Annotated in this window: 18 protein-coding genes; 7 read left to right on the forward strand and 11 right to left on the reverse strand. The window is 45.8% G+C overall.

The window, feature by feature from the left end; all coding sequences use genetic code 11:
* The first annotated feature begins 204 nt into the window (after positions 1–204).
* The 3 genes from E7L17_RS00740 to E7L17_RS00750 are packed head-to-tail and all read left to right on the forward strand — an operon-like array spanning position 205 to position 2,288.
* Positions 205–543, forward strand: a complete 339-nt coding sequence (locus E7L17_RS00740) for a PadR family transcriptional regulator (RefSeq protein ID WP_316321351.1) — start codon at positions 205–207, stop codon at positions 541–543.
* Positions 540–1,538, forward strand: coding sequence for a hypothetical protein (locus E7L17_RS00745; RefSeq protein ID WP_316321352.1), 999 nt, complete (start codon positions 540–542; stop codon positions 1,536–1,538). The genes E7L17_RS00740 and E7L17_RS00745 overlap by 4 nt, the downstream gene beginning before the upstream one ends.
* A 3-nt stretch (positions 1,539–1,541) precedes the next feature.
* Positions 1,542–2,288, forward strand: a complete 747-nt coding sequence (locus E7L17_RS00750) for a lactate utilization protein (protein ID WP_316321353.1) — start codon at positions 1,542–1,544, stop codon at positions 2,286–2,288.
* Between the two features lie 234 nt (positions 2,289–2,522).
* On the opposite strand, the gene E7L17_RS00755 is transcribed toward E7L17_RS00750, so the two are convergent.
* From E7L17_RS00755 to E7L17_RS00805, 11 genes are all read right to left on the reverse strand, one after another.
* Complete coding sequence (locus E7L17_RS00755; RefSeq protein ID WP_316321354.1) at positions 2,523–2,963, reverse strand: GNAT family N-acetyltransferase; 441 nt, start codon at positions 2,961–2,963, stop codon at positions 2,523–2,525.
* Positions 2,964–3,028: 65 nt separating this feature from the next.
* The gene (locus tag E7L17_RS00760) at positions 3,029–3,466 is read right to left on the reverse strand and encodes a GNAT family N-acetyltransferase (protein WP_316321355.1); all 438 of its coding nucleotides are present in this window, start codon (positions 3,464–3,466) and stop codon (positions 3,029–3,031) included.
* Positions 3,467–3,590: 124 nt separating this feature from the next.
* Complete coding sequence (locus E7L17_RS00765) at positions 3,591–11,552, reverse strand: S-layer homology domain-containing protein (RefSeq protein WP_316321356.1); 7,962 nt, start codon at positions 11,550–11,552, stop codon at positions 3,591–3,593.
* Positions 11,553–11,567: 15 nt separating this feature from the next.
* On the reverse strand, positions 11,568–11,783 hold the full coding sequence (locus E7L17_RS00770; RefSeq protein WP_316321357.1) for a hypothetical protein: 216 nt from the start codon (positions 11,781–11,783) through the stop codon (positions 11,568–11,570).
* 172 nt (positions 11,784–11,955) lie between these two features.
* Positions 11,956–13,242: a GHKL domain-containing protein gene (locus E7L17_RS00775; protein ID WP_316321358.1), complete on the reverse strand. Its 1,287-nt coding sequence runs from the start codon at positions 13,240–13,242 to the stop codon at positions 11,956–11,958.
* Positions 13,239–13,976: a LytTR family DNA-binding domain-containing protein gene (locus E7L17_RS00780; protein WP_316321359.1), complete on the reverse strand. Its 738-nt coding sequence runs from the start codon at positions 13,974–13,976 to the stop codon at positions 13,239–13,241. The genes E7L17_RS00775 and E7L17_RS00780 overlap by 4 nt, the downstream gene beginning before the upstream one ends.
* A 679-nt stretch (positions 13,977–14,655) precedes the next feature.
* Positions 14,656–14,844 carry a cysteine-rich KTR domain-containing protein gene (locus tag E7L17_RS00785; RefSeq protein ID WP_316321360.1) on the reverse strand — a complete coding sequence of 63 codons (189 nt, stop codon included), beginning with the start codon at positions 14,842–14,844 and terminating at the stop codon, positions 14,656–14,658.
* A 73-nt stretch (positions 14,845–14,917) separates the two neighbouring features.
* Positions 14,918–16,069, reverse strand: coding sequence for an MFS transporter (locus E7L17_RS00790; RefSeq protein ID WP_316321361.1), 1,152 nt, complete (start codon positions 16,067–16,069; stop codon positions 14,918–14,920).
* Positions 16,062–18,629: a PEP/pyruvate-binding domain-containing protein gene (locus E7L17_RS00795; RefSeq protein WP_316321362.1), complete on the reverse strand. Its 2,568-nt coding sequence runs from the start codon at positions 18,627–18,629 to the stop codon at positions 16,062–16,064. Before E7L17_RS00795 ends, E7L17_RS00790 begins: the two co-directional genes overlap by 8 nt.
* Positions 18,630–18,631: 2 nt before the next feature.
* Positions 18,632–19,237, reverse strand: coding sequence for a TetR/AcrR family transcriptional regulator (locus E7L17_RS00800; protein WP_316321363.1), 606 nt, complete (start codon positions 19,235–19,237; stop codon positions 18,632–18,634).
* 266 nt (positions 19,238–19,503) lie between these two features.
* Positions 19,504–19,677 carry a helix-turn-helix transcriptional regulator gene (locus E7L17_RS00805; RefSeq protein WP_316321364.1) on the reverse strand — a complete coding sequence of 58 codons (174 nt, stop codon included), beginning with the start codon at positions 19,675–19,677 and terminating at the stop codon, positions 19,504–19,506.
* A 159-nt stretch (positions 19,678–19,836) separates the two neighbouring features.
* Between E7L17_RS00805 and E7L17_RS00810 the strand changes: the two genes are divergently transcribed.
* The 4 genes from E7L17_RS00810 to E7L17_RS00825 all read left to right on the forward strand — a co-directional run bounded on the left by E7L17_RS00810 (position 19,837) and on the right by E7L17_RS00825 (position 22,772).
* Positions 19,837–20,016: a DNA-binding protein gene (locus E7L17_RS00810; protein WP_316321365.1), complete on the forward strand. Its 180-nt coding sequence runs from the start codon at positions 19,837–19,839 to the stop codon at positions 20,014–20,016.
* An 81-nt stretch (positions 20,017–20,097) separates the two neighbouring features.
* Entirely contained in the window at positions 20,098–20,763 is a 666-nt protein-coding gene (locus E7L17_RS00815; protein ID WP_316321366.1) for a response regulator transcription factor, read from the forward strand.
* A complete protein-coding gene (locus tag E7L17_RS00820; RefSeq protein WP_316321367.1) occupies positions 20,760–22,193 on the forward strand; it encodes a HAMP domain-containing sensor histidine kinase in 1,434 nt (477 codons plus the stop codon). The genes E7L17_RS00815 and E7L17_RS00820 overlap by 4 nt, the downstream gene beginning before the upstream one ends.
* Positions 22,194–22,445: 252 nt before the next feature.
* A complete protein-coding gene (locus tag E7L17_RS00825; RefSeq protein ID WP_316321368.1) occupies positions 22,446–22,772 on the forward strand; it encodes a hypothetical protein in 327 nt (108 codons plus the stop codon).
* The last annotated feature ends 147 nt before the right edge of the window (positions 22,773–22,919 follow it).

Below are 22,919 nucleotides of genomic sequence, written 5' to 3' on the forward strand. Positions count from 1 at the left end.
TAAATTTGAGTTAAAAATTTTGCCCGTATATCTGTCTGTTTTTAGATATACGTAAAACTTTGTACCTCATCCAGCATATTTATCTTTTTTATACTTTCATCAAGCTTATTTCATGCTTGTAAGCCATATTCAAATTTTACCAGTTGACATATAGTGTGCCACACTATACAATTACATTACACAATGTAACAAGGTGGTAATCTTATGGATAAGAATGAAATAATCAATGGCTTTTTAGGTGAACTACGCCGAGGTACCGTCATCCTCTGTGTTCTTGCTAATTTAAGCGAGCCTACTTACGGTTACGGATTGATTGAAAAGTTGACGAATACGGGAATATCTATCGAAGCAAATACACTTTATCCCTTGCTTCGAAGATTAGAGGGACAAGGACTATTAGAAAGTTCTTGGAACACAGGAGGCGCTAAGCCACGTAAATATTACAATCTTACAAACTTCGGTAAAGAAGTTCTAATTGAATTGAAAAAGCACTGGTATAATACAGTGCTAAACATGAACCAGATACTGGAGGGAAACTCATGAAGAACGATTTAATCAAACGATATATTTATGCCGTTACTTGTAATTTGCCAACAAATTTACAAGCAGAAGTAGAAATGGAATTGGAAAATATGATTTCCGAACTGATTGATGCACGATGCGGCGAAACAGAACCAACTGATCAAAATATTCGCATTGTTTTGACTGAACTCGGCTCACCGGAGGAGCTTGCAGTCAAATACAGCGGAGAGGAACATAAAGCTCTTATTAGCGGAATTTATTTTCTTTGGTTCAAAAGAATATTAAAAATTGTGCTGCCAATTGCTGCCGGTGGAGTTGCCCTCGCTGTATTCATTTCCTCTTTTATTGGGTTGCAATCTTATAATGTAAACGATCCTACCTTAATATCACAGCTTATCTCGGAGGTTATCTCTGGAGCAGTAAGCGCTGCCATGCAGGCCTTTGTTTGGATTGTCGTGATATTTGCTATTTTGGAACACAAAAAGGTTAAATTGAATGAAGGAGACTTTTTATCAAAACTCCCTCCTGTACCGGATAAGCGAGCGCAGATTAAAATACACCAGCCCATTATCAATATCTTTTGGCACATAGCCCTAGCTACTCTGTTATTGGGTTTTTCGTATCTCATCGGTGGCTATACAGAAAGTACCGGTTGGGTTCCCGCATTTAATCAAAGCTATATTCAAGAGGTATGGTATTATATTATCAGCTGGGTTATTATTGGCATTGCCTATGAGATATATCGTCTTACCGAACGCCATTACAGCAAAAAATTAGCCATAGCCACAGTAGTTTCTAATACTCTTACCGGAGTACTCGCCACTTTGTTCTTCACTAACGATAAAATTGTGAATCCAAATTTTAATGTGATTTTTGATGCTATGTTTCAATTAAACAGCGAAAGACTCGGGCACACTTTACCAGCCTATAATCTTATTATGCTTGCAATTATATTATTTGCATTGCTTTTAAATATTGCTGTAACAACCTTGCGGGCATTTCGCTATGATAAATAAAAAATGGACGGCTTAACTGCCGTCCATTTTCATATTTATAGTTTTATACTTAAATTAGAAAATCATGTAGGTGGTTATCCTTTCCATTCAGAATATTTTGTGGTACGATACAAACAAAGTCGTTATAGATATAAGCTTTGCATGGGAGATAAGTTTATGGATTATTTACAGATAAGAACAAATTTTGAGCGGCATGGATTTACAACACAGCTTTTTTCAACAAAGGAAGAGGCTTGCTGTTATCTTGCCGATGTTTTACAACATCAAACCATTGGATTTGGCGGAAGTGAAACTTTGAAGGAAATGGACTTGTTTGAGGTTTTGCAGCAAAAGAATGTTGTTGTATGGCATAATAAGATTCCAGGCTATCCCGTGCGAAAGCTTGCAAACTGTGCAGATATTTATATAACAAGTGCAAACGCAATAACGAAGACTGGAGAAATCGTGAATATTGACGCAACGGGAAATCGTGTTGCTATGACTGCCTTTGGCCCACAAATCTGTTATTACGTAATAGGAAAAAACAAAATAACAGAGAATATCAGCGATGCTTATTCCCGTTGTAAAAATATAGCTGCACCTTTGAATGCTCGACGATTGGGAGCAAAAACTCCGTGTGCGGTCAAAGGAGATAAGTGCTATGATTGCAACAGCCCGAATCGAATTTGTCGCATTATCTCAATCATTGAACGAGTACCAATGAGTATGAAGTGTGAAATAATCTTTATTGATGAAGATTTGGGATTTTAGCCTGAACATTGTGTGGGGCAGTCAATATTTTTGACTGCTCTTTTTTCTTACATATCCTTATTACAAATCAAACAGCTTGTACCAAAGCTGCAATCTGTTTTCCCCAATTAACTGTGCCATCTCTTCTGGGGAGGGGATTGCTTTTAACATCTTTATATCTCCCTTCATCCATAAAATAGTACGAGCAAAGCAGAAATCTACCAATCATCCTTTTTGATATTCCGGAGGAATGTCTTACTCCACTCTCTTCATTTTTAGAATTGGAAATGTGTTACCCTGTTCATCCCGTTCGGTGCGTTCAAACACCGTGAAGCCTGCATGTTTGTAGAATTCCACCGCATGAGGGTTTTGTTCATTTACATCTACATATTTTACCGAATATTCTTCCTTTGCCTTACTTATAAAAGCTTTTCCTATGCCTTTACCTATACAATTAGGTTCTAAAAACAACATCTCTAATTTCTCTTGCGCGATTCCCATAAACCCTACGGCCTGGTTCATTTTATAAGCTACAATCAATACTTTTATTTGCAACAGCGCGCTCTTAACAATTGGTTTTAGCGAAGAAATATCTTCTTCGCTTAAAAATGTATGGGTAGCTTTTACAGAGGCCTCCCATACGGCTGTCAACTGCTCTATTAATGCATCTGTTCTACTTGGGTTCTCGATAAACATTCGATTTAATCATCCTATTTTGTAATTCTCTCGTTGTTATAGCATCTAAATAAATAAGTTCATCTTTATTGTACAGTATAAATCAATTTTTGGCAGGGGTAATCAAACACGGTTATCAATTCGCCGCACTCAAACCCCAAGCTAAGATACAGCTTTCTTGCCGCAAGCCCCTGCGGGTCATCTTCCCGATAAGTAATAACGCTTATCTGCGTTCCCTCTTCAAAGAGCGAAAACACTTTTTGGATGAGCTTTTGTGCAATCCCCATTTTGCGGTAGTGCGGGTGTACCGCCAAAAAGAGTAATTCCTTCTCGCTTTTTGAAAATGCCAAGGCACCCACTACAATCTTGCCCTGTTTTACTACCAATGCTTGATTTTGTAAAATACTTGCTTCCAGCCCTTTACGGTATTCTTCTTTCTCTAAGCCCGGAAAATAATCTTCTACCAGCTCTAACAAGGCCATCCAGCTTTCCACATCTTGCTTACCTGCAAACTCGGCTACCACACCGCCACCCCCACTGTAACGTTTTATTTTGTACCCTTATAGTAACACAAAGGGCCTGCCCTCCGCTAGAGAAGGCAGGCCCTTTGTGTTACTTTATATGGTATATTCTAGACGATTCAATCTCTTACTTTTTTCTTCGAAGATCGGTTGTTATTCCGTATACGTCAAAGGTATAGGTAAGGCCATCAATCGCCTTTGTTCCGGTAACGGGTTTCCCGTTATCAAAGAACATCCACTTACCTGCATCATTTTTTGCCCATCCCTGCGCTGTTGCCGGGTCAATGGTCAGTTTGATGTAACGGTGAAGCATCGCGCTAGCCTCAGCTCTGGTTACGTTCGCTTTGGGAGTAAACAGATTGTTCTGTTTACCCATGAGGATGCCCGCCTGCTGCATAGCTGTGACTGCTGCTTGATATTTGCTGCTGATGCTGGAAGCATCCGCAAAGGCCCCTGCACTACGGGCTGCCGGTAATTCACGACCGGTAACTCGAATGTAGTTTTGCAGAATCACCGCAATTTCTTCACGTGTGACTGCTCTTTCGGGAGCAATCTTGTTATTGGCATTTCCCGTAAGAATGCCCTTGCTGTAAGCCCACTCAAGGTAAGGTGTATAGTAGGAGCCGGGTTTTACATCGGTAAAGCTGCTCTTGGTGTAGGAACTTACATTTACACCGGCAAGCTTTCCGAGTGCGGTAACCAGGTCTCCCCTGGTAATGGCGGTATCGGGTGCAAACTTTGCATTTGCTCTGCCGCCAAACAGGCCGCGCCCAACTGCATAATCAATGCTTTCCTTTGCCCAATGGCTATTAATGTCTGTAAACTTAGCAGGGGGAGTTGTATATCCTACACCATAAACAGAGAAATGATTGGTTACAAAAATCAGACTCTTGCTGTTTACATCGTAAGCCGAACCGGGAACACGAACCGCATTTCCGCTGCCGTCCACATAGGTCATATACAAGTACCCTACGGCCTCATTGCTCGCCGGAGTGTAAGGTACGCTTACATAAACCATACCGTTCCCAAAGCCTGTTACCTGCTTGCTTCCATTCTCGTAGCTTGCCTTAAAATCAAATGTTGGTCGGCTTCCAATAGTGTTTTTGGCAGCGGGGCTTAGCCTTGTTGCATCTGTTTTTATTACGGTAAGCTGAACATCTGCATTTGCCTGACGATTGATTTCGGTGACCGCTGCCAAATTAATGCCCAACGTAAGGTCTGGCCGGTCAATAGCCAGTTCAATCCCGGCAACCTTATTACTAATTACCTGCTGCTGGGTGGTTTTCGGCAGATTAACAGAGAAATTGGTTGCTGTTGCGTTATCTGCTGAAACGTTAATCTTTACGGTTATTTCACCGGCATTCAACCCTTTTTTAGCCGCTTCTTCCTTCGCATTTGCAATTGCATCTGCAATATTTTGGTCTGTAAGGCGAACACTAGCGGTTCCACTACCGTCTACCACAGCTTTGTTTGCGGTTTCACCGGTAACGGGCTCTGTTGGTTTGTTGCTGGGAGCCGTAGAGCCACTGCTGGAAGAATTGCTGCTCTTATCACTGGAAGAGCTTTGATCGGTAGTAACGCTAAACTCGGTGCTTACAGTACCGGCGAGTGTACTTACCGTTGCCTTCATACGGGCTACAAAACGGTATGCTGTGTTTGCCGCTAAGCCAGAAAAGACATTGCTGGTTTGCCAGGTAGTACCGCCGTCTTTCGAATATTCATAGCCCGCAATCGCATGGAGCGTCACAGTGTTAGCAGTTTTGCTATCCAGTGTTGGTGTGGTGGATGCTGCTGGAGCTGCAATGGTTGCAACGGTGCGTTCGTTGGTTGTTTTGTCTTTTTGTCGAACCTTTACCGTGCCTGCCGTAAACGTTAGGTTTGTAGTTTCTCCTTGTGTGCAAGGTTTCCAGGTACTGCCGCCATCCAGGCTGTATTCCATATTTGCCGTCGTGCCGGTGAGCTTTCCGGTAGCTACGTTACAGCCTACGCTGTTCAAATCAAGAGAAGTGATTGCCGCCTTAAAGGTTACGTCGATTGTTACCGCATAAGCGGGCATGGTGAAGGTGTTGTTGCTGACCGCCACCGATGCGTTTGCTTCACCAGTTTTATAAACCGAAATGGTGTCCAACTCATAGCCGCTGCTTGCGGTGGGGGTGACGACGACTTTTTCGTCGGATTGTGCCGAGGTTACCGCGCTGCCATCCACCTTCACGGTGTAGCTGCCATTGGTGGCGGCATTCGCGGTGATGGCATAAGTGGCGAAGCTGACTTTCACGGCATCGCTGCCGGACATGACGAGCTTTGTGCTCGCAATGCTGCCGCTGCTGCTTGTAATCGCGTTTGTGCCGTCTGTGGCATTTTCAATAGTGGCAAGTTTTTCGGTGCCGCCAACGGTGAGTGTACCTTGGTACACATTTATCGCCGCAGAAAGCACCTCTGCTGCACCATTTTTAGCGGTAACCCTTCCGCCGGTAACAGCAACCGAACTTTTGGCTGAGATGCCGCAGCTCTCGTTGCCACCGGCTACATTGCCGCCGATGGCGGTGACAGTTCCTTGGGAGATTTCCACCTTATCAGCGAAAACACCGACGCTGGCACACGAGTCATTAGCACCAGTCGACGCACCGCCTGTGGCGGAAACCGTGCCGCCGGTGACGGATATTTTCGCTGTTTGCGCGATGATACCTATACTTGGACGGAGATTTACCGCTCCTCCTTGACCCGCAACGACACCTCCGGTAATTTTAATATCACCTTTGGCTGCGATGCCAGCGCTTTCAGCCTTTCCTCCGCCGCCGTTGCCGGTGACGGTGCCGCCGCTGATGTCGATGGTTGAATTGGAATAGATACCGTAGCTTTTATTTTCAGCGCCTGTTGACCCACCGAAACCGCCTTTGGCAGAGATTATGCCTTCGGTGATGTTGAGCGCCCCGGCACTGTAAATACCGTGGCTGAAGCCTCCATAGGAATTGTTGCTTTTGGTGTATGCTGCTGTGCCGGCAAAGGCGCTGAGCGTGCCGCCGCCTTTTATGTTCAGGGCACCAGCACCATAAACGCCATAGGTATATACAGATTCACTGTCCGAGCTGGTATAGCCGCTACTTGCGGAGTTTATGGTACCCTCCGTGAGCACAATGGTTGTGCCGCCAGGAACCTTCAGAGCGGTGGCGGTAGCGGCGGTGTTGATGTTCAGGCCGGAGAGGACAAGGGTGTTGGCGGCGTAGGTATTGCTTCCCACTGTGGTTTTGGCGGCGTACCATGTCCAGCCCTCAGTGGCATTGGTGTATACGTCACCGCTTTTGGTTGAGCGGTAGAGGTTGGACTCGCTGATATCCGTCAAATCCAGCGCCGTAGTGCGAACGGTTTTGCCGTTCTTGATCCACTTGGCGTAATAGCGGGTACCGGCGGTGCCATCGTCGTTGTCGCCCAATTTCGTACCATCGCCATTCTGCTCGGTATACCAGCCGTCAAAGTCGTAGTGGTATTCATCCATATGACTACCGGGGTCGGCAGGCTTTTTCGTTTTGATGTTTTTGAAGCAATCGTCGAAAACCGGGGTGGTCGTACCCCACAGCGCGTCGAATACTGGGTAGCCGCCGTTTATGCTCCCTGTATCGTCTTGCCATGTGTAGTAGTCACCGCTGGCTTTGGCGTCCACCCATCCCTTGAGGGCGGTAAAGAGGGTGCCATAGGCAAGGGTCTGCTGAGAGGTAAACTGCTCCTCCGTGCCCGCCGCCAGTGTGCTATTGTTGCTGCCAATCGTGCCGCAGCCTGTGATGACAGGTTCGCAATTGGGGTACACACGGCCAACGCCCTTTTCCGGCATACCTGTACCGCTGTTCAAATAATAGCAATCCTTGATTGTGCCAGCGCCTATACAGCCTGCCACACCGCCGGAATGGCCGCCTGTGCCACTGGTGGTGACGCTGGAGGTACTGTAGCAATTGCTGACAGTGATGTCGTCGCTGGCAAAGCCCACCAGCCCTCCGGCGTAGGAACCATAGCCGCTGCTGGCGCTCACGGTGCCTCCCATGACAAAGCAGTTCGTGATGGCCCCATCGAATGCTTCGCCTGCCAGACCACCGGCAAACACCTGCTTAGAGTCAGTAGAGGTGTTGGAAACGACGATTGACGCCTTCGCCAACCCTACGTTTTTAATGGAACCGCTGGTCATGCCAAACAACCCGGCATAGACTGCTTCATTACCCTTGTAAATATCCACCGTCAGCCCTGTGATGGTATGCCCCTGTCCGTTAAAGCTGCCGGTAAAAGAGTCTGTGCCTGTTCCCACCGGTGTCCACAGAAAGTTAGACACATCAATGTCATCGGCGAGGAGGACGGTGTAGTCAAGATAATTCTTGCCGCTAGCCGACCAGAATGCCGCACCCTTGGCAGTGTTGATTGCGAGGGTCTTTTTATCGGAGTCCAGCACATAGTCGGTATTGGAAGCCGCCGCCGGAGAAGCCGACGCGTACTCCGCCGCCGTGGGAATAGAAGATGGTTCAATGCGAATATATTTGAAGGTCTTAATATTAATATCGTTCAGCGTAGTCCTTATGGCATTCATACCGCTCCCAAGATTGCTTGCCATAACTACAGGTGCAGGCGTGTAAGAATTTAAATTTGGCGTTTTATCCATGGCGCCAGACTCCTTTGCGCCGCCATTATCGGTGGTACTGGCCGTCACAGTCCCGCCGGATATCTCAATATTAGAGTAACGAATACCGTAGCTACCATTACTTGATATGCCGCTGGTGGCGGCTAGGCTGGCACTGTCTTTCACTTTGATGCCATTGCTGGCGGTCACACCGACACTTAGCCCATTATTTCCTGTTTTACCGCCGGTGGCGTTCAGGGAGGCGCTCCCTTGAATGGTAAGCACTCCGAAGACCTTAGCACCAATGCAGTTCCCAGATATTGTATTCCCGCTTTTAATATTAACGGTAGCATTGTCTTGAATGCTAAGGTCATTTGTGGTATACAAACCGGAGCTGACGCCAGATTCAGTATCTCCGCCGGTACCATTTAAGGTTCCGTTACCTATTATCGTAAGGTTCGCATTGTTGTATACAGCGTAGCTGTGCATTACGCCGGACTGGTTAATTCCGGTAATCGTATTAATATTTTTTAGTTCTAAGTTTAAATTACCCTTTGCATAAATTCCGGCGGGACTGTTTTTATTCCACCATATCTCATAACCGCTGGTAATCGTAGCACCGTCTAATGTGAGAGTATTGGTGTCGTGGTTGTAGGTGACCGTACCCGTAATGCCATCCCCTGTAATTCCATTGGAGTTGGCACTGGTTACTTGAACATTACCTACCCAAACGTCATATTCCGTAACGGGCACTTCCCACTTTTCACCGAACACGGGGTAACCCTTGTTTACCGGGTCGCTTGTGCTGTCGGCTTGCCATGTGTAGTAGTCACCGCTGGCTTTGGCGCCAACCCAGGCGTTGAGGGCGGCGAGAAGGTCGTTTCCATAGGAAAGGGTCTGGTCACTGCTGCAGTTATCGGCGGTGCCCGCCGTCAGCACACCGCCGTTATCCGAAAAGGTTCCGCAGCCGGTGGTAGTGGCGAAGCCATAAAAGTTATTTATGACATTGTATCCATTTGTGGAATAGCAATTCGTTATGGTTTCGTAGTTTTGGGCGCAGATGCCTCCGGTTAGAGCTTCGACTTTGCTGGTCGCAGAAGAAGTTCCAATGTTGTAGCTGTTGGTAATGCTTTTGTTGTTGTTTGATGCGCAGATACCGCCGGCATAGGCACCGCCCGGGTTCGCGTTTGTTGAGTTGTTCGCAGCGGTAACATCACCGCTGTTCTGGCAGTTTTCGATTGTGCCACTATTTAGAGCGGCAATCCCCCCGCCTGAGACATTCGCATAAACGGAGCTTCCGATGGTACTTACCGAAACGGCGGCGTAGTTGGCGCAGTTGGCAATGGTGCTGTCATTGAAGCCGACAATTCCGCCAGCGGAGCACTCGCCCCACATGTAGCTTGCCGTCACGCTGCCCGAAACTGTAAGGTTTTTGATGGTCGCACCGCTTGCATAGCCGAACAGTCCGGCGTATTTTACGTCTGTAGTATTTATTGTAAGGCTGCTAATGGTATGCCCCTGTCCGTTGAAGCTGCCGGAAAAAGAGCCATCTCTTGTTCCCACCGGCGTCCACTGGAAAGCAGACACGTTGATGTCCTTGGCAAGAAGGATCGTGTAGTCAAGATAATTCTTGCCGTTCGCCGACCAGAACGCCGCACCCTTTGCGGTTTTGATGGTGAGGGTCTTTTTAACGGAATCGAGCACATAGTCGGTATCGGAAGCCGCCGCCGGAGAAGCCGACGCGTACTCCTCCGCCGTGGGGAGAGAGTCAGGCGGAGTGTCTCCGGTAACCTTTACTTTAATAGTATAATTACTGCTTTTGTCATTATCATCTATAAACGTGGCAGTAAATATATAAGTTCCCGTTTCTGTTGCATAAAAGTAAATTTTCTCCAGAGTATTAGATCCAATTCCGAAAGAATTATCCCCATATGGGATTAATTGGGTTTTCGCTGAATCCCAGTATAAGTTTGCAGTTTTGCTTCCATCTGTTGGTTGTGTAAACCCTTGCGAAGCAACCATATTATCCACTTGAGGGTCCCCATAAATAGGTAGAACCTTAATCTCGAGCGCCGTATTCTCAGCAACGGTGAAAATAATGGGTTCTATAGCGACATACTGTAAATTGGTTGAAGTCCCTGTAAATGCTGTCGCGCTGGCAGCATCTTTTCCAGCCTTGACCGTATAGCCATCACCCACGGTAATTGTGCCTCCGCCGTATTGGGTGGCGGAGCTGATGGCAATACCCCCATTACCGCTGCCGCTTCTGGCGATAAGGGTGGCCTCACCGGAGACATTCACATTGCCAATGATGCCCATACCGCACAAGCTCATACCTTGACCACTTGTACCGCCGGTCACGGTAAGCGTTGCCGTGCCTGTGACGGCAATATTCCCGCTGATGCCGCAGCCGCCCATTGCACCGTAGTTCGCATCAGGGTCGGTTTCTGATCCTGCGACACCGCCAGTCAGAGAGCTGTCCACAATAACATTCAAGGTTACTGTGCCGGTTGTCACGGTCAAGGCAGCCGCACCGTTATCACTCCCGGCACCTTGCGGTGCAGTAATGTTTACGCCGTCAAGGTTCAGCTTGACACCATCGGCGGTGACTTTAATCACGTTGGAGGTGGAAGTCTTTTCATCCGCCATAGCAACGGTATATTCCCCCGCCGTGCCGAATGTCAGCACGCCGTTTTCATATATTGGCGCCGCGCCATCTTCATCTACGCTGACAGAAAGGTCGCCGTAGGTAGTGGGCGTGCCCACTCGCAGAGCCATCATCAGGGGCTGCGTACCCACCGTCACAGTAATCTCAGGCAGATCGGCGCTCACCGTATAGCCTTCTATTACCGGCGTAAATACGTAAACACCCTCTGTATTGCTGTCGTATTCCGGCTCCGAAACCCATGTAACTGGAACCTCAACCGTTTTCAATTCCCACTGGGTGGTGTTTTTTTCCTCTTTTCCCTGCAGTTCACTGCCGCTTGCTTCTAAAACAGGGCTGGAAATACTTTCTGTTACACCCTTTGTGTCTTGCTTCGGTTCTTCCGAACTTGGCGCAGATTGCTCTGTATCCGGTTTAGACTCTTCCGAACTCGACGCAGGCTGCTCTGTATCCGGTTTAGACTCTTCCGAACTCGACGCAGGTTGCTCTGCTTCCGGTTTAGACTCTTCCGAACTCGACGCAGGTTGCTCTGCTTCCGGTTTAGATTCTTCCGAACTCGACGCAGGTTGCTCTGACTCCGGCGTAGGCTCTTCCGATTCCTTGCCATTGTCGTTCACGGCTGTTTGAACCGTCGCCGTCAGTTTTTGAGGTAATTCTAAGTTCTTTATAGTTGTTCCCGTCTTTACCGCTTTTTCGGTTTCGGTAAGTGGAGCAAATGAAATAATCTCTCCGCTCACCCCTGTATTTGCTTGTGCCATTGCCGAAAATGGCATCATGGTAAATACCATGCAAAATGAGAGACAAATGCTCAAAATTCGTTTTCTCATCCTCTTTAACCCTCCTCATTGTATTACTTTTCTAGGCCAGTAGCACACGCCCACATCCAGTGCGCGAGGCTCGTTGAGATGGAAATCAGCATACTGGCAGTACCAGCACTGCCGCAACCCTTCCAGAGCATCCGCTCTTGGCTCAAATACAAGGCAAACTTGCTTTGGCCACACGTTTCCTCCGGCATTGGGAGCGAAGAGCGGTGCATCCTCACTCCTGCGTTTTTCCATTTCATCACACACCTTTGCACAAAAAGTAAATAGATATTCCCACAAAATAACAGGGATAAATTAACATATAAAGAAATAAAAATGAGCCTTTACACTTAAAAGGCTCATTTTTACACTTAAAAATATCTATTCAGTTAAAATTCGCTATTGACAAATAGAAAATAACGTGCTCCTACACAAGAATACGCACCCTAAAAACACCCTTTTCAACTTTATACAGCAGTTCGCCATCATACTTTTTCACAAAGGTAATCACCCCTTTACTGCCGATTCCATGCCCTTCTTCGTGCGCAATAGGATAGCCGCTTTCATCCAGTACGGTATCCTCTGTACAGGGATTTTCTATTTCCAGCAGCAACCGTCCCACACTCCGACAGGTAAAGCGGAGATAGGCGGTCTGATTTTTAGGCAGACGTTCACAGGCCCGGATTGCATTTTCCATCAGGTTCGAGACCACCATGGCCAATTCCAAGGAATCCACGGTCAGATTTCTCGGAATGTCCAGTTCAATCTTAGTGGGAATGCCCTCCTGCTTCGCAAGCCCCGCATAATGACAGACAGCGGCGTTTACGGCGGGGTTTTCGCAATAGACCCTGCTGATTTCATGCGTCGTCTGATTTTGACTTTCCAGCAAAGCGGCGGCCTCACCGGGTTTGCCCTGCTCTAAAAGCTCCAGAAGCACATTGTTAAAATGACGGCGGTCATGGGCGGCGCGGCTGTTTTGAGCCGACACCTCTTCCATGAACATAAGCCGCTGGGACATGTTGCCCGCTGCCAGCTGCAGGTATTCCCGCTCTGCCTGCATTTTCTGGTTTTCCTCCTTCACCTGAAACTCCCGCTGAAGATTCTTGAGCGAGAGGAAAATGGAAGCGTAGGCAGCAAGCCCGATAAAGATCACCAGAAGCAGCGGTATGGCCTGTTCAGTCAGCATCACGATAATATCGTCCGCACTCATGACATAGTAGTTGAATGTAAGGTAAAGGCTCAGAGCAACGGCGAAATACGCCGTCCAATGCTCTACCGCCTGCCGATACAGCGGACGTACATAGCGTGACAAGACCAGCAGAAAAGCGCCGAACAGAATCGCACGTAGCAGCGAATTGGCGTAGGCTGGATAAGGCAAATGCCTGCAGACTTCAAAGCTAAGAATAATCACAATATCGCTGATGTTTTGGAGGGTGATATAAGAAAACAGCCACTGCATGAAGGTGTCCTTAAATAAAGGCCGCACCGCAAAACACAGCACTGCAAACAGGACGATGTCAAGCTTTGAAAGCAAGGTAAGGTTTCCGCTGAGATAACAATAGACCGCCGTGCCCAAATCGGCAGCGAGAATCCCCAGCAAAGTTAGTACGGTGATTTTTTTAGAGTACTTTGGCTGTAAAAGAGTTCCCATTAGTAGAACATTTGCAGTGGTGGAAACCACTGCCCGCAGAAAGTCGGGAAAAAGTTCGCTCATCTCTTTCCCTCCTTCACCATCAAGTAATCCATATAATTATCCCGTACCAAAGCATATTGCTTTGCCGCAATAGGCACTACTTTTTCACCGTACAGAGTAAAGCTGTCTTTCGAAAAGCGTTCCACCCGGCGCATGTTGACTACAAACGAGCTGTGGCATTGCAGAAAATGACTGTCCTTTAAAATTGGCGCGCAATATTCCAAAAAGCTCTCGCGTACAGTTCGGCTGATGACTTCTTCTCCGTTTCTCAAGCTGAAAACGACCGTGTGGCTGCGGTACTCGCAGCAGGCGATATCGACCAGCTTAATTACTCTCAGACTTTCAGAAGTTTTGACTGTAAAGGCCTGTTCCTCGGCAAGGTCTGCTTTGGAGATGGCAAGGGTCAGCGTGTCGAACAGCGTCTGCTTTTCGATGGGCTTTACAAGGTAGTTGATTGGACTCGCGGCGTAGGCCTGCAAGGCAAACTGAGGCTCGCTGGTAGCGTAGATAATCTGCGCCTCGCGATCAAGTCGGCGAATTTCCTTGCCAAGTTCAATGCCGTTGACCATGGGCATAACAATATCCAATATGTAAAGCTGGAAGCTCTCAGACTCAATGGTAGTTAACAGTATATCAGGATGCGAAAATCTTTTGACCTCCACATCCAAAGCATGGTTATCAAGGTATTCTGTTATGTAGTCGTTTAAGATGGCAAGCTCATTTGGCTGGTCATCACAAATGGCAACACGCAACATGGCAATCACTTCCTTTCGGTTTGTTCTTTACGGGAATCGGTGAGCTTTTTTGCATCAGCTGGAATAGCCCATGAACGTCTGAAACGGGAAACCCGCGTTACGTCCGGCTTGGCAGTATTGGTGCACACGCCGTTCGGATACTCCCGATTTGTATGACGTTTCCCGCGCCGAAATATATCCTTGTAAGCCGCTCAATCGTTTCGCCTCCAGGTAGAAATAATAACGCATGGTTAATTATATACGATTATCCATTATAGTTTCAACAGGTTGATTATAATCGAAATTTATTAAAAATTTAAAAAGCCTACCTCTTGAGGAAGAGAAGACTTTTGCTTAATTGTCAGCGACCAGACTCCCCTAATGCCTGCCGTATTCTGTTTCTCAACTAGCTGATGAACCCGTGGGAAAGGTACGGGCAGCTGCCTCAGCTTTGGAACGGACCGCGTGGCCTTTCGTCCGGCGGTATCCTACCAGGGGTGGCGCTTAGATTGTTTGAATCGTAGCAGGCAATCTGCTTGTTTCATATAGCGTACCATCATGACTGTTCCTTTCCAGAAAACAAAATATCCGGAGAATCGGAGTGCGTTTCCGCACTCCGATTCTCCGGCTTCAATAATTGTTCTCTTATTTTATTTGGCGGTTACAAAAAAGAGCCGATTCCCATGAGTTCCCTCAATGGTTATCGGCTCTGTGTCTTAGCATCTGGCTCTGTTATGGTGGAGATATTGAATTTTTTTAGGTTAATAATTATTTCATGTTTGCACTTGGGACAAAACAGAGGAAAGTTCTCCAATACCGTATTCTCCAGTAATTTTATTCGTGTTTTGCCGTTGCAGATTGGGCACAACAACCATTCATTTATTCTCAAAATGTTATATTACCTCACAGTCCTAAAAGTAAAAAGTATAGTATTATAGTGGAATCTGAAAATGTTAAATATGCTACTTCCTTTTTATCCAGATAAAGCATATAAGCACTCCGATTAGGGCTATCGCTCCCATAACAATATACGGTAATTCGATATTGCTTTCATACAAATACCCAGCTAACAGAGGAGCAACGACTTTGCTAAGATTTCCGGCAGTGCTGGCAAATCCCATGAGTGTTCCTTTGTGCTCATTGGCTACTTTTGAAAGACTTGCATTTAGTGTGGGTACCGTAATAGCGGAAGATACTGCAAACAAGCTGAAAACCACCAGCACGCTGACGAAGCCTGATGTCAATACCATAGCAAAGGCAACCAACGCTTTGCAAAATATGCCTATCAATATTAGTCGTTTCTCGCCAGTCTTTTTTTCTAAAGGGCCAGTCAAAAAGCCTTGTACTACAATCAAAGCACCTGCCAGCACCATCCAAATAACACCAGCCTGCCTGGTGGTAAACCCAAACTTATCAACAAAATACAACCCCGTGATACCTTGCAATCCGGTTTGGCAGAAATTCACGATGAAAATAAGCAACAGAATAATTCCTGTGGAATCAAGAAGCATACTTCTTAGGTGTGCAAAATCAAAGGATTCTCTTTTGTGCGACTGTACAGACCGCTCAATTGACTCCGGTAAAAGCGTTACAATTAATATGAAGGCGATGAATGAAATTCCGGCTCCTGTAAAGAATGGAAGTGCAAGCGAATACCCCGCAAGAACACCACCCAATAGCGGCCCTATCATTACGCCTACACTCATTGCAGCTCCGAGTTGACTCATATTTTTGCTTCTTTCGTCCTCCAAGCTGGAATCTCCCACATACGCCAAAGACGCAACAGACGTAGCTGATGACAAAATACCGGATAAACTACGGGCGATAAACAGCGTCCAAAAGGAGGAAGCCAAGCCAAACAGGAACAAGCTGATAGCATAGCCTATAATACCAATACTGATAATCGGCTTTCTGCCAATTCGGTCGGACAGCGCCCCCCACAAAGGAGCGCATACTGTTTGTGCCAGAGCATATACGGCAGTGAGCCAGCCAAGTTCCCGGCCACCCGCGCCGAGGTTTTCCATGTAAAACGGCATAACCGGAATGATTAGGCTATATCCTAACGCAATCACAAAGGTAGCAAGATTCAAGGCAAACATAGGCTTTTTATTCATTGATTGTCACCGTTCCCGCAGCCCCGTCCACCGTTATCATCTGCCCGCTCTTGATAGTTCGTGTAGCGGTGTGTGCCGCCATGACGGCAGGGATGCCATATTCGCGTGCGACAATGCTTGAATGGCTGAGTGGACCGCCAATGTCCGTTACAATCGCACTTGCGGAGGCAAACAAAGGTGTCCATGCGGGAGTTGTGGTAACGGCAACCAACACACTTCCCAGCTGGAAGCTTTCAAAATCTGCAGGGCTATTTAGGACACAGGCAGGAGCAGTCACAACACCCGTACTGGTGCCAATTCCCGTCAACATAAGTTTTCCGTCTTTCTGCTTCTGTGGTGTGCGTGATACGCTCTTTCCGGTTTTCTCCGGCAGTTGAGAGGGGGACACATAGCTCCGGTATTTTTCGAGTTCCACCTTTCGAGCAGGTATTGCCCCATTCATATCAGATAAAGGTATATTTTTATCCAACTGCTCTATGAGTGCTTCCAATTCCCATTTTGTGAGCCAGTAAATATCATCCAGATGTGAAATAGCTCCACCGCGCAGGAAGCGTTCTGAAAGTTCCTGAAACATTCGGCGAATAAGCGGATGCCCCATTCCCATCAAATAAATAGCGTTTTCACGCATGGGGGCGGTTGCCTGCGCCCAATGGAGTAACTGCAAAAACAGTTTTTTACGTGATATGCCGATATGTTGTAAAATATTATCTTCTGCCTGTTTCCTACGTTTTTTAAATGCAGCTTGGCGTAAAAAAGGACTTTCCCCTTTTCCTTCCACGAATGTTTTTATGGATTCAAGGGTAGGCTTAAGCGTTTCCTGCGGTGTAGAATACGCAAAATCAAATTCATAAGCGGTACGGCCAAACTCTTTGAAATACTGATTGATTCGGGTTTTCCATTCTATCCATGCTTCCTGCGAAACTCCGGCAGGCAGAACTGAGGACATGAAATCTTCCACTATTTTTGTTGTGAGATTATTTCGCAGATAAAGGCTCATGGTGTTATTTTGCTTTATCCATTCCGAGAGGCTCCACAGGTTCTTTTCCGATTGCAGAGCAATCGTATCAAACCCAAGCAGGAAAACGGAAGTATCTGTTATACCAGCACGGCGGGCAGCTCCCTGAAATAATTTTGTAAATAATGTTTCGCTAATAGAGGCAGCGGGCAATGTAAGCTGAATCCTTGTAAAATAAATACACGCGGCACAAAATACGGTCTGAATCCCCTCCATTATTTGATGCGCATTTAGTGTATGCAGGGATATTTCTTCCCATTGATTCATTACAGCCTCAAATTCTTTTCGAGCGGCTTCAAAGCGTGCAACGCTGTTCTTTAGCGCCCGGCGCAAAGAGCGGGGCGAAAGGGATTTGACAGCGATCAAAAGTGGCTTTGATTTAGCGGAAAGATAGACATATCCATTAATAATCGTATATGCTCCATTCTCCGGCAGTAGTTTTTTTGCACTTTTATCAAACATATCTACCCATAAAAGCTCCGACGCACGGTTGATAATTTCAAGTCCAAGCGTGGCGAATAAAGGAGTAACCGGATTTGGCAAGTGTTCCGCCAGACTGCCCTTTGTATATATAACATCCTTTTCTGGCAACACCCATTCCGGAGGCAGGACAGTTATGGGGCGAGCCTGAACAATATACACTTTATCTTTTTCCAGTGCCCACTCTACATCCATAGGCATTTGATAATACTGTTCAATTTTCTGTCCAAGCCGTGTCAATCCCATGACTTGATTGCGTGTAAGAGAATGTTTCTTTCTCAAGCGTTCGGGAACCGGAATTTCTTCCGTTCCGTCTGAGGTACGGACCGTCATAATCTCTTTGTTTGCTACTTCATACGATACAATTCGTTCGGCGTTCTTATCCACAACGATTGTATCGGGAGTGACTAAGCTGGAAACTACCGCTTCACCAAGCCCCCATGCGGCATTGATAATCATTTCGCTACGTCTGCCATTGATGGGGTTTAGCGTAAACATAACGCCGGACGCATCAGAAAACGCAAGTTTTTGTACGACTATGGCAAGTGCGACAACTTCCTGCTTTATATTATTCTTCATGCGGTAAGCAATAGCACGAGCTGTCCACAGAGAAGCCCAGCACCGTTTTACAGCGGCAAGGACTTCATTCTCTCCCTGTATGTTAAGATAAGTTTCCTGCTGGCCCGCAAAAGAAGCGTCAGGCAAATCCTCGGCGGTTGCGGAGGAACGGACAGCAACCGCTATATTTCCCAATCCGGCATATGCGGTTTTAATTGCCTCTGATACTTGCTGCGGCATTTCTCCATTATGAAAAAGCATCCCTATCTGCGTAGATACATTTTCAAGCTGGCTGGTATTGTTAGAGTCAATACCGTCCAGCAACCTATTAATGTGAGGCTGAATATGGTTCTTTTCAACAAAAATCTTGTATGAGGTAGTCGTAACATGAAAGCCGTCCGGCACAGGGATACCCGCAGTCAAAAGTTTTGATAAAGACATACCTTTTCCGCCGACCATTTCAAGGGTTGCCTGTTTATGCAACAAGGGTAGGATATAATAAATCATAATCATTCACCTCCATCATTCATAATTCCGTGTAGAAATATATTCATTGTATCATCCAGCATTTTTTCTGGGCTGGCTGACGGGCGGGACGTATAGACGATTGCTATAACGGAGTTAATTAGCAATCGCGCCATAAGATCAGCATCTGTTTTGCGAAAAATACCTGAAGTCACTCCATCTTCAATCACGGATTTTATAATATCCTGATATGCGTAACGCCCAGTTTTCAGCCGCTTTCGATATTCTTCTTCTAAATAGTCAGACTCTGTATTTAACCACATCAGCACCGTTCGATACTGCTTTGGTACTCCAAGATGATTCAGCATGATTTTTCTAAGACACTGTTCCGGCGAGGATTCATCGGCAATAATCCCATGAACCTTTTGAATTGTTTCTTCTATTTCTTTCTCAACTGCGTATACAACAATCTCGTCTTTCGTTTTGAAAAAATCATACAGACTGGACTTTCCCATGTTTGCTAAAACCGCGATTTCCCTCATTGATGTTTTTTGGAATCCATTTTCAGCTATGAGGCGTAAAGCAATACCGACTATCTCTTCCCGGCGTGCTGCTTGTTGATCCGGTGTAAGCATAATTCCTTTTGGCATATAACGATACCTCCTTGTAGCGACCGATGGTCGTTTCTTTTTCATTATATAGCGACCGTTGGTCGCTTGTCAAGATTAAATCTCCCACTGCATACGATACACGACAGAAAAAGGGGTATTTCGGCCCTACTACTAAACGGTAAAGGGAATTGCGGCGGCTATTTTGATTTCCTTTTCACCGCACAGCTGGATCATGTGCAAAAGCTGTTCTTTTTCTCTGTCCGTATGTTGAATTTCCGGATAAAAGATTGTATCGGCTGATATTTTCAAGGTGCGGATGAGTTTAAGCAGCACCGGCATTCTTGGGTTTTGTTTTCATTCTCAATGGCCATTATGTATCTTGGCGTAACTCCGGTCTGTTCCGCAAGCGCATCCTGTGTCATGCCTGCTGCAATCCGGGCGTTTATGGTCTGGCCAAATGAGTTCAGTAATTCCTCCACTGTTAGTTCACCTCCCATCCCAATTTTACAGTATGGGCATAGGATTGAGAACGAACCAATGATGATTATAAAAGTGAATAAATGTCTTCTGAAAGGAGTGTTGATTTCATTCGCTAATGCGTATATAATGTGTGCAATATACATGGTGGAGGAATACAAATGCTTGATTATATATCTGTGCAGCAGGCTTCTGACAAATGGGAAATCTCCAAGCGGAGAATACAAAAGCTCTGTGAAGAAAACAGAATTAACGGAGCGGTTCGCTTCGGCCGTGCATGGGCGATTCCCAAGGATGCACAAAAGCCTGCAGACAGCAGGCTAAAAGAAAACAAAAAGTAAAGATAATACCGCCTATGATATACTGGTGACACATTGCGATATTAAACTTATTATATTTCTCTGATGAAAGGAAGTGAAAACGTGGCAAGACTTTTAATTGTTGAAGATGATCCGGATACAAACGATAGTATCTGTGAGTATTTGAAAGGTGCGGGTCATCAGGTTCACGCAGCCTTTGATGGACAGCAGGCACTTGGTTTATTTGAAAGTTTTCTAATAGACGCTATTGTTTTAGATATCATGCTTCCTAAATTAAGCGGCATGGAGGTTCTTAGAGAAATACGCCGAAACAATAATGTTCCGGTTCTGATGCTCACAGCGATTAGGGACGAGCAGACGCAAATTGCCAGCTTTGATAGACTTGCCGACGATTACATCACCAAACCCTGTTCCATTGTGTTATTGGGAAAGCGTATTACGGCATTACTTCGCAGGGCTGGAAAAGGTAAAGATGTGCGTAGCTGGGGGTGGCAAGACCTTGTGGTTGACTTTTCTGCCTACACTGTTTATAAAGAAAACAAGCCTGTTGATGTTGCGCAAAAGGAACTGCAGCTTCTGAAACTCCTGATTGATAATCAAGGGTTGGTTTTGACGCGAAATCAGATATTGGATGAATTATGGGGGCTGGAATCTCCCGAATCCGACCGCACCATTGATCTGTATATCAGCAGGCTGAGAAACAAGCTGGGAATTGATTGCATCAAAACAATCAAGGGGATTGGATACAAACTTGAGGGATCAGAATGAAAAGAATGAAATTATTTCCTAAAACCTTTTTATATACGCTGTTTCTCATGGTGGTTATCACCTTGATCGGTCATGCCCTGATTTATGCTTTGATGCCGATTGTGTATGTCAATCAAAAAGAAAGCGTCATGAAAGAAAATCATCACCAAATGGTGCAAAGACTTCAAAAAATGGACATTGGTCAGGCAAAAGCAGAAACTGAAAAATACACTCAACAGAACCAAGTGTTTGCAAGACTTAATTACAACGGGGAATCTCTTGTATATGGATCAATCTACATTCAGAATATTACAGGCGATGATAATTCCCACTTTTCATTTCAGGCTTCTCCCTTTGACGGCAAGGCGGGAGAGCTTCCACCCAACACCATTGAGATCGAGAACGGAATAGTTTTATATCCGTCTGCGGAGTTTATTCGCACAGAAGAAACATTTACCAACCCATCGGGACAGTCCTGCAGCTTGGAAACCATGATAACATTACAGCCTGTCAGCGAAGCGAAAAATGTCGTACTTGAAATACTCCCTTTTACGCTGTTGATCTGTCTTATTATTTCCGTGGCATTTGCCCTGTTCTATTCCAAAAGGCTGACAAGCCCCATTACTCATATTTCTAAAACAACGGAACAAATGGAGAAGATGGATAGACAGGCCGTTTGTGAGGTGAATAGCGAAGATGAAATCGGAAAACTTGCGGAAAATGTTAATTTTCTTTATAAAAGCTTACTCTCCACAATTGACAGCCTGCAGAAAGAAATTAATCATGTCAGCGAGATAGAAAAGTCAAAAGTGGAGTTCATGCGAGCAGCTTCTCACGAACTGAAAACACCCGTCACGGCGGTCGGTTTTATGCTGGATAATATGATGCTAGGTGTCGGTAAATTCAAAGATTATGATACTTACCTGCCAAAATGCAAAGGGCTGATTGAGAAACTAAGCGAAATGATCGGTAACATTCTGGATACATCAAAACTGAATTTTTCTGCCGGGGATGAAGAAGTGCAGGATGTGCCACTCGTTAAGTATCTGACGCAGATGCTCGACCCTTATTTGCTGATTGCCAAGACCAAGGGACTGCTTATGGAAGTAGATGTACCCGATACATTTACCGTCAAGATACCGCCGCACGCATTTTCCAAGGCTGTTTCCAACGTTCTATCCAATGCGGTCAACTACACTGCTCCCGGAGGAAAAATCCGGGTATATACCGAAAAGCAACAGCTCATCATCGAAAATGAATGTACCCCTCTTGCAACGGAACATTTAGAACATATCTTTGAACCCTTTTATCGTCCGGATTTCTCAAGAGCAAAAAACAGCGGCGGAAGCGGATTGGGCCTATATATCACAGCGCAAATTTTAATTGCGTATCATTTTCGCTATTCTTTTGTTCCTTTCAACAAGGGAATGAGATTCAAAATTTCCTTTTAACTTTCAATTGATACTCTTTGTCAAAACAGGCAGAGGGTATTTTTTTGTCCAAAAATAATTTTAGCCATGACAAACTGGTGAAACATTGGACGGATACAATGCATGAGTAAAAACAAGTCTGCATTGTATAGCGCACTGCTCTTTTTCATCCTGTTGGTTGTTGCTACGCTGGCTCTATCGGCCATTTCCATTAAAAATGCCTCTAAAGAAGCCTCAGAAAATTTGTGAAAAGCCCTTGGCGGCGGTTTTGTTATGGAGCAGGATACCCGTAATTCGTCCAAGCAGGTGCAAAGGGACCTGGGAAACGGCACAACTGCCATAGAATATGTGGGAGAAACTTTGACCAAAGAGATAGCTGAAAAAGTTGCCAAGGTTTCAGGAGTAAAAAATTATAATGCAGAGGTGATTGGGCCTGCGGAGTTAAAATCACCCGATGGGAAACATCTGTCACTCAAAAGTATAGAAGGCAGCTATTTTGCCAATGACGAATCCATGAACAGACAGGTAACTTTATACGGGTTTACTGGACGAGGAAACTGCGGAGGAAATCACCGGGATTCTAAAAGAAAGTGCCCATGACTTAGGGCGCTGTGTCATCATGGTTACACACTCCAGCGCCCTTGCCAAGCAAGCCGATGTTGTGCTGAAGCTCAAGCGAGGTAAGGTACAAATACTGGAACGTCCGGCCCATATTACGCAGAAAGGCAAGCAGTGACGCTTTAACAA

Origin of the sequence: Clostridium sp., from assembly GCF_032576335.1 — a bacterium.
In the GTDB taxonomy this organism is placed as follows: Bacteria; Bacillota; Clostridia; order Oscillospirales; family Acutalibacteraceae; genus Faecalispora.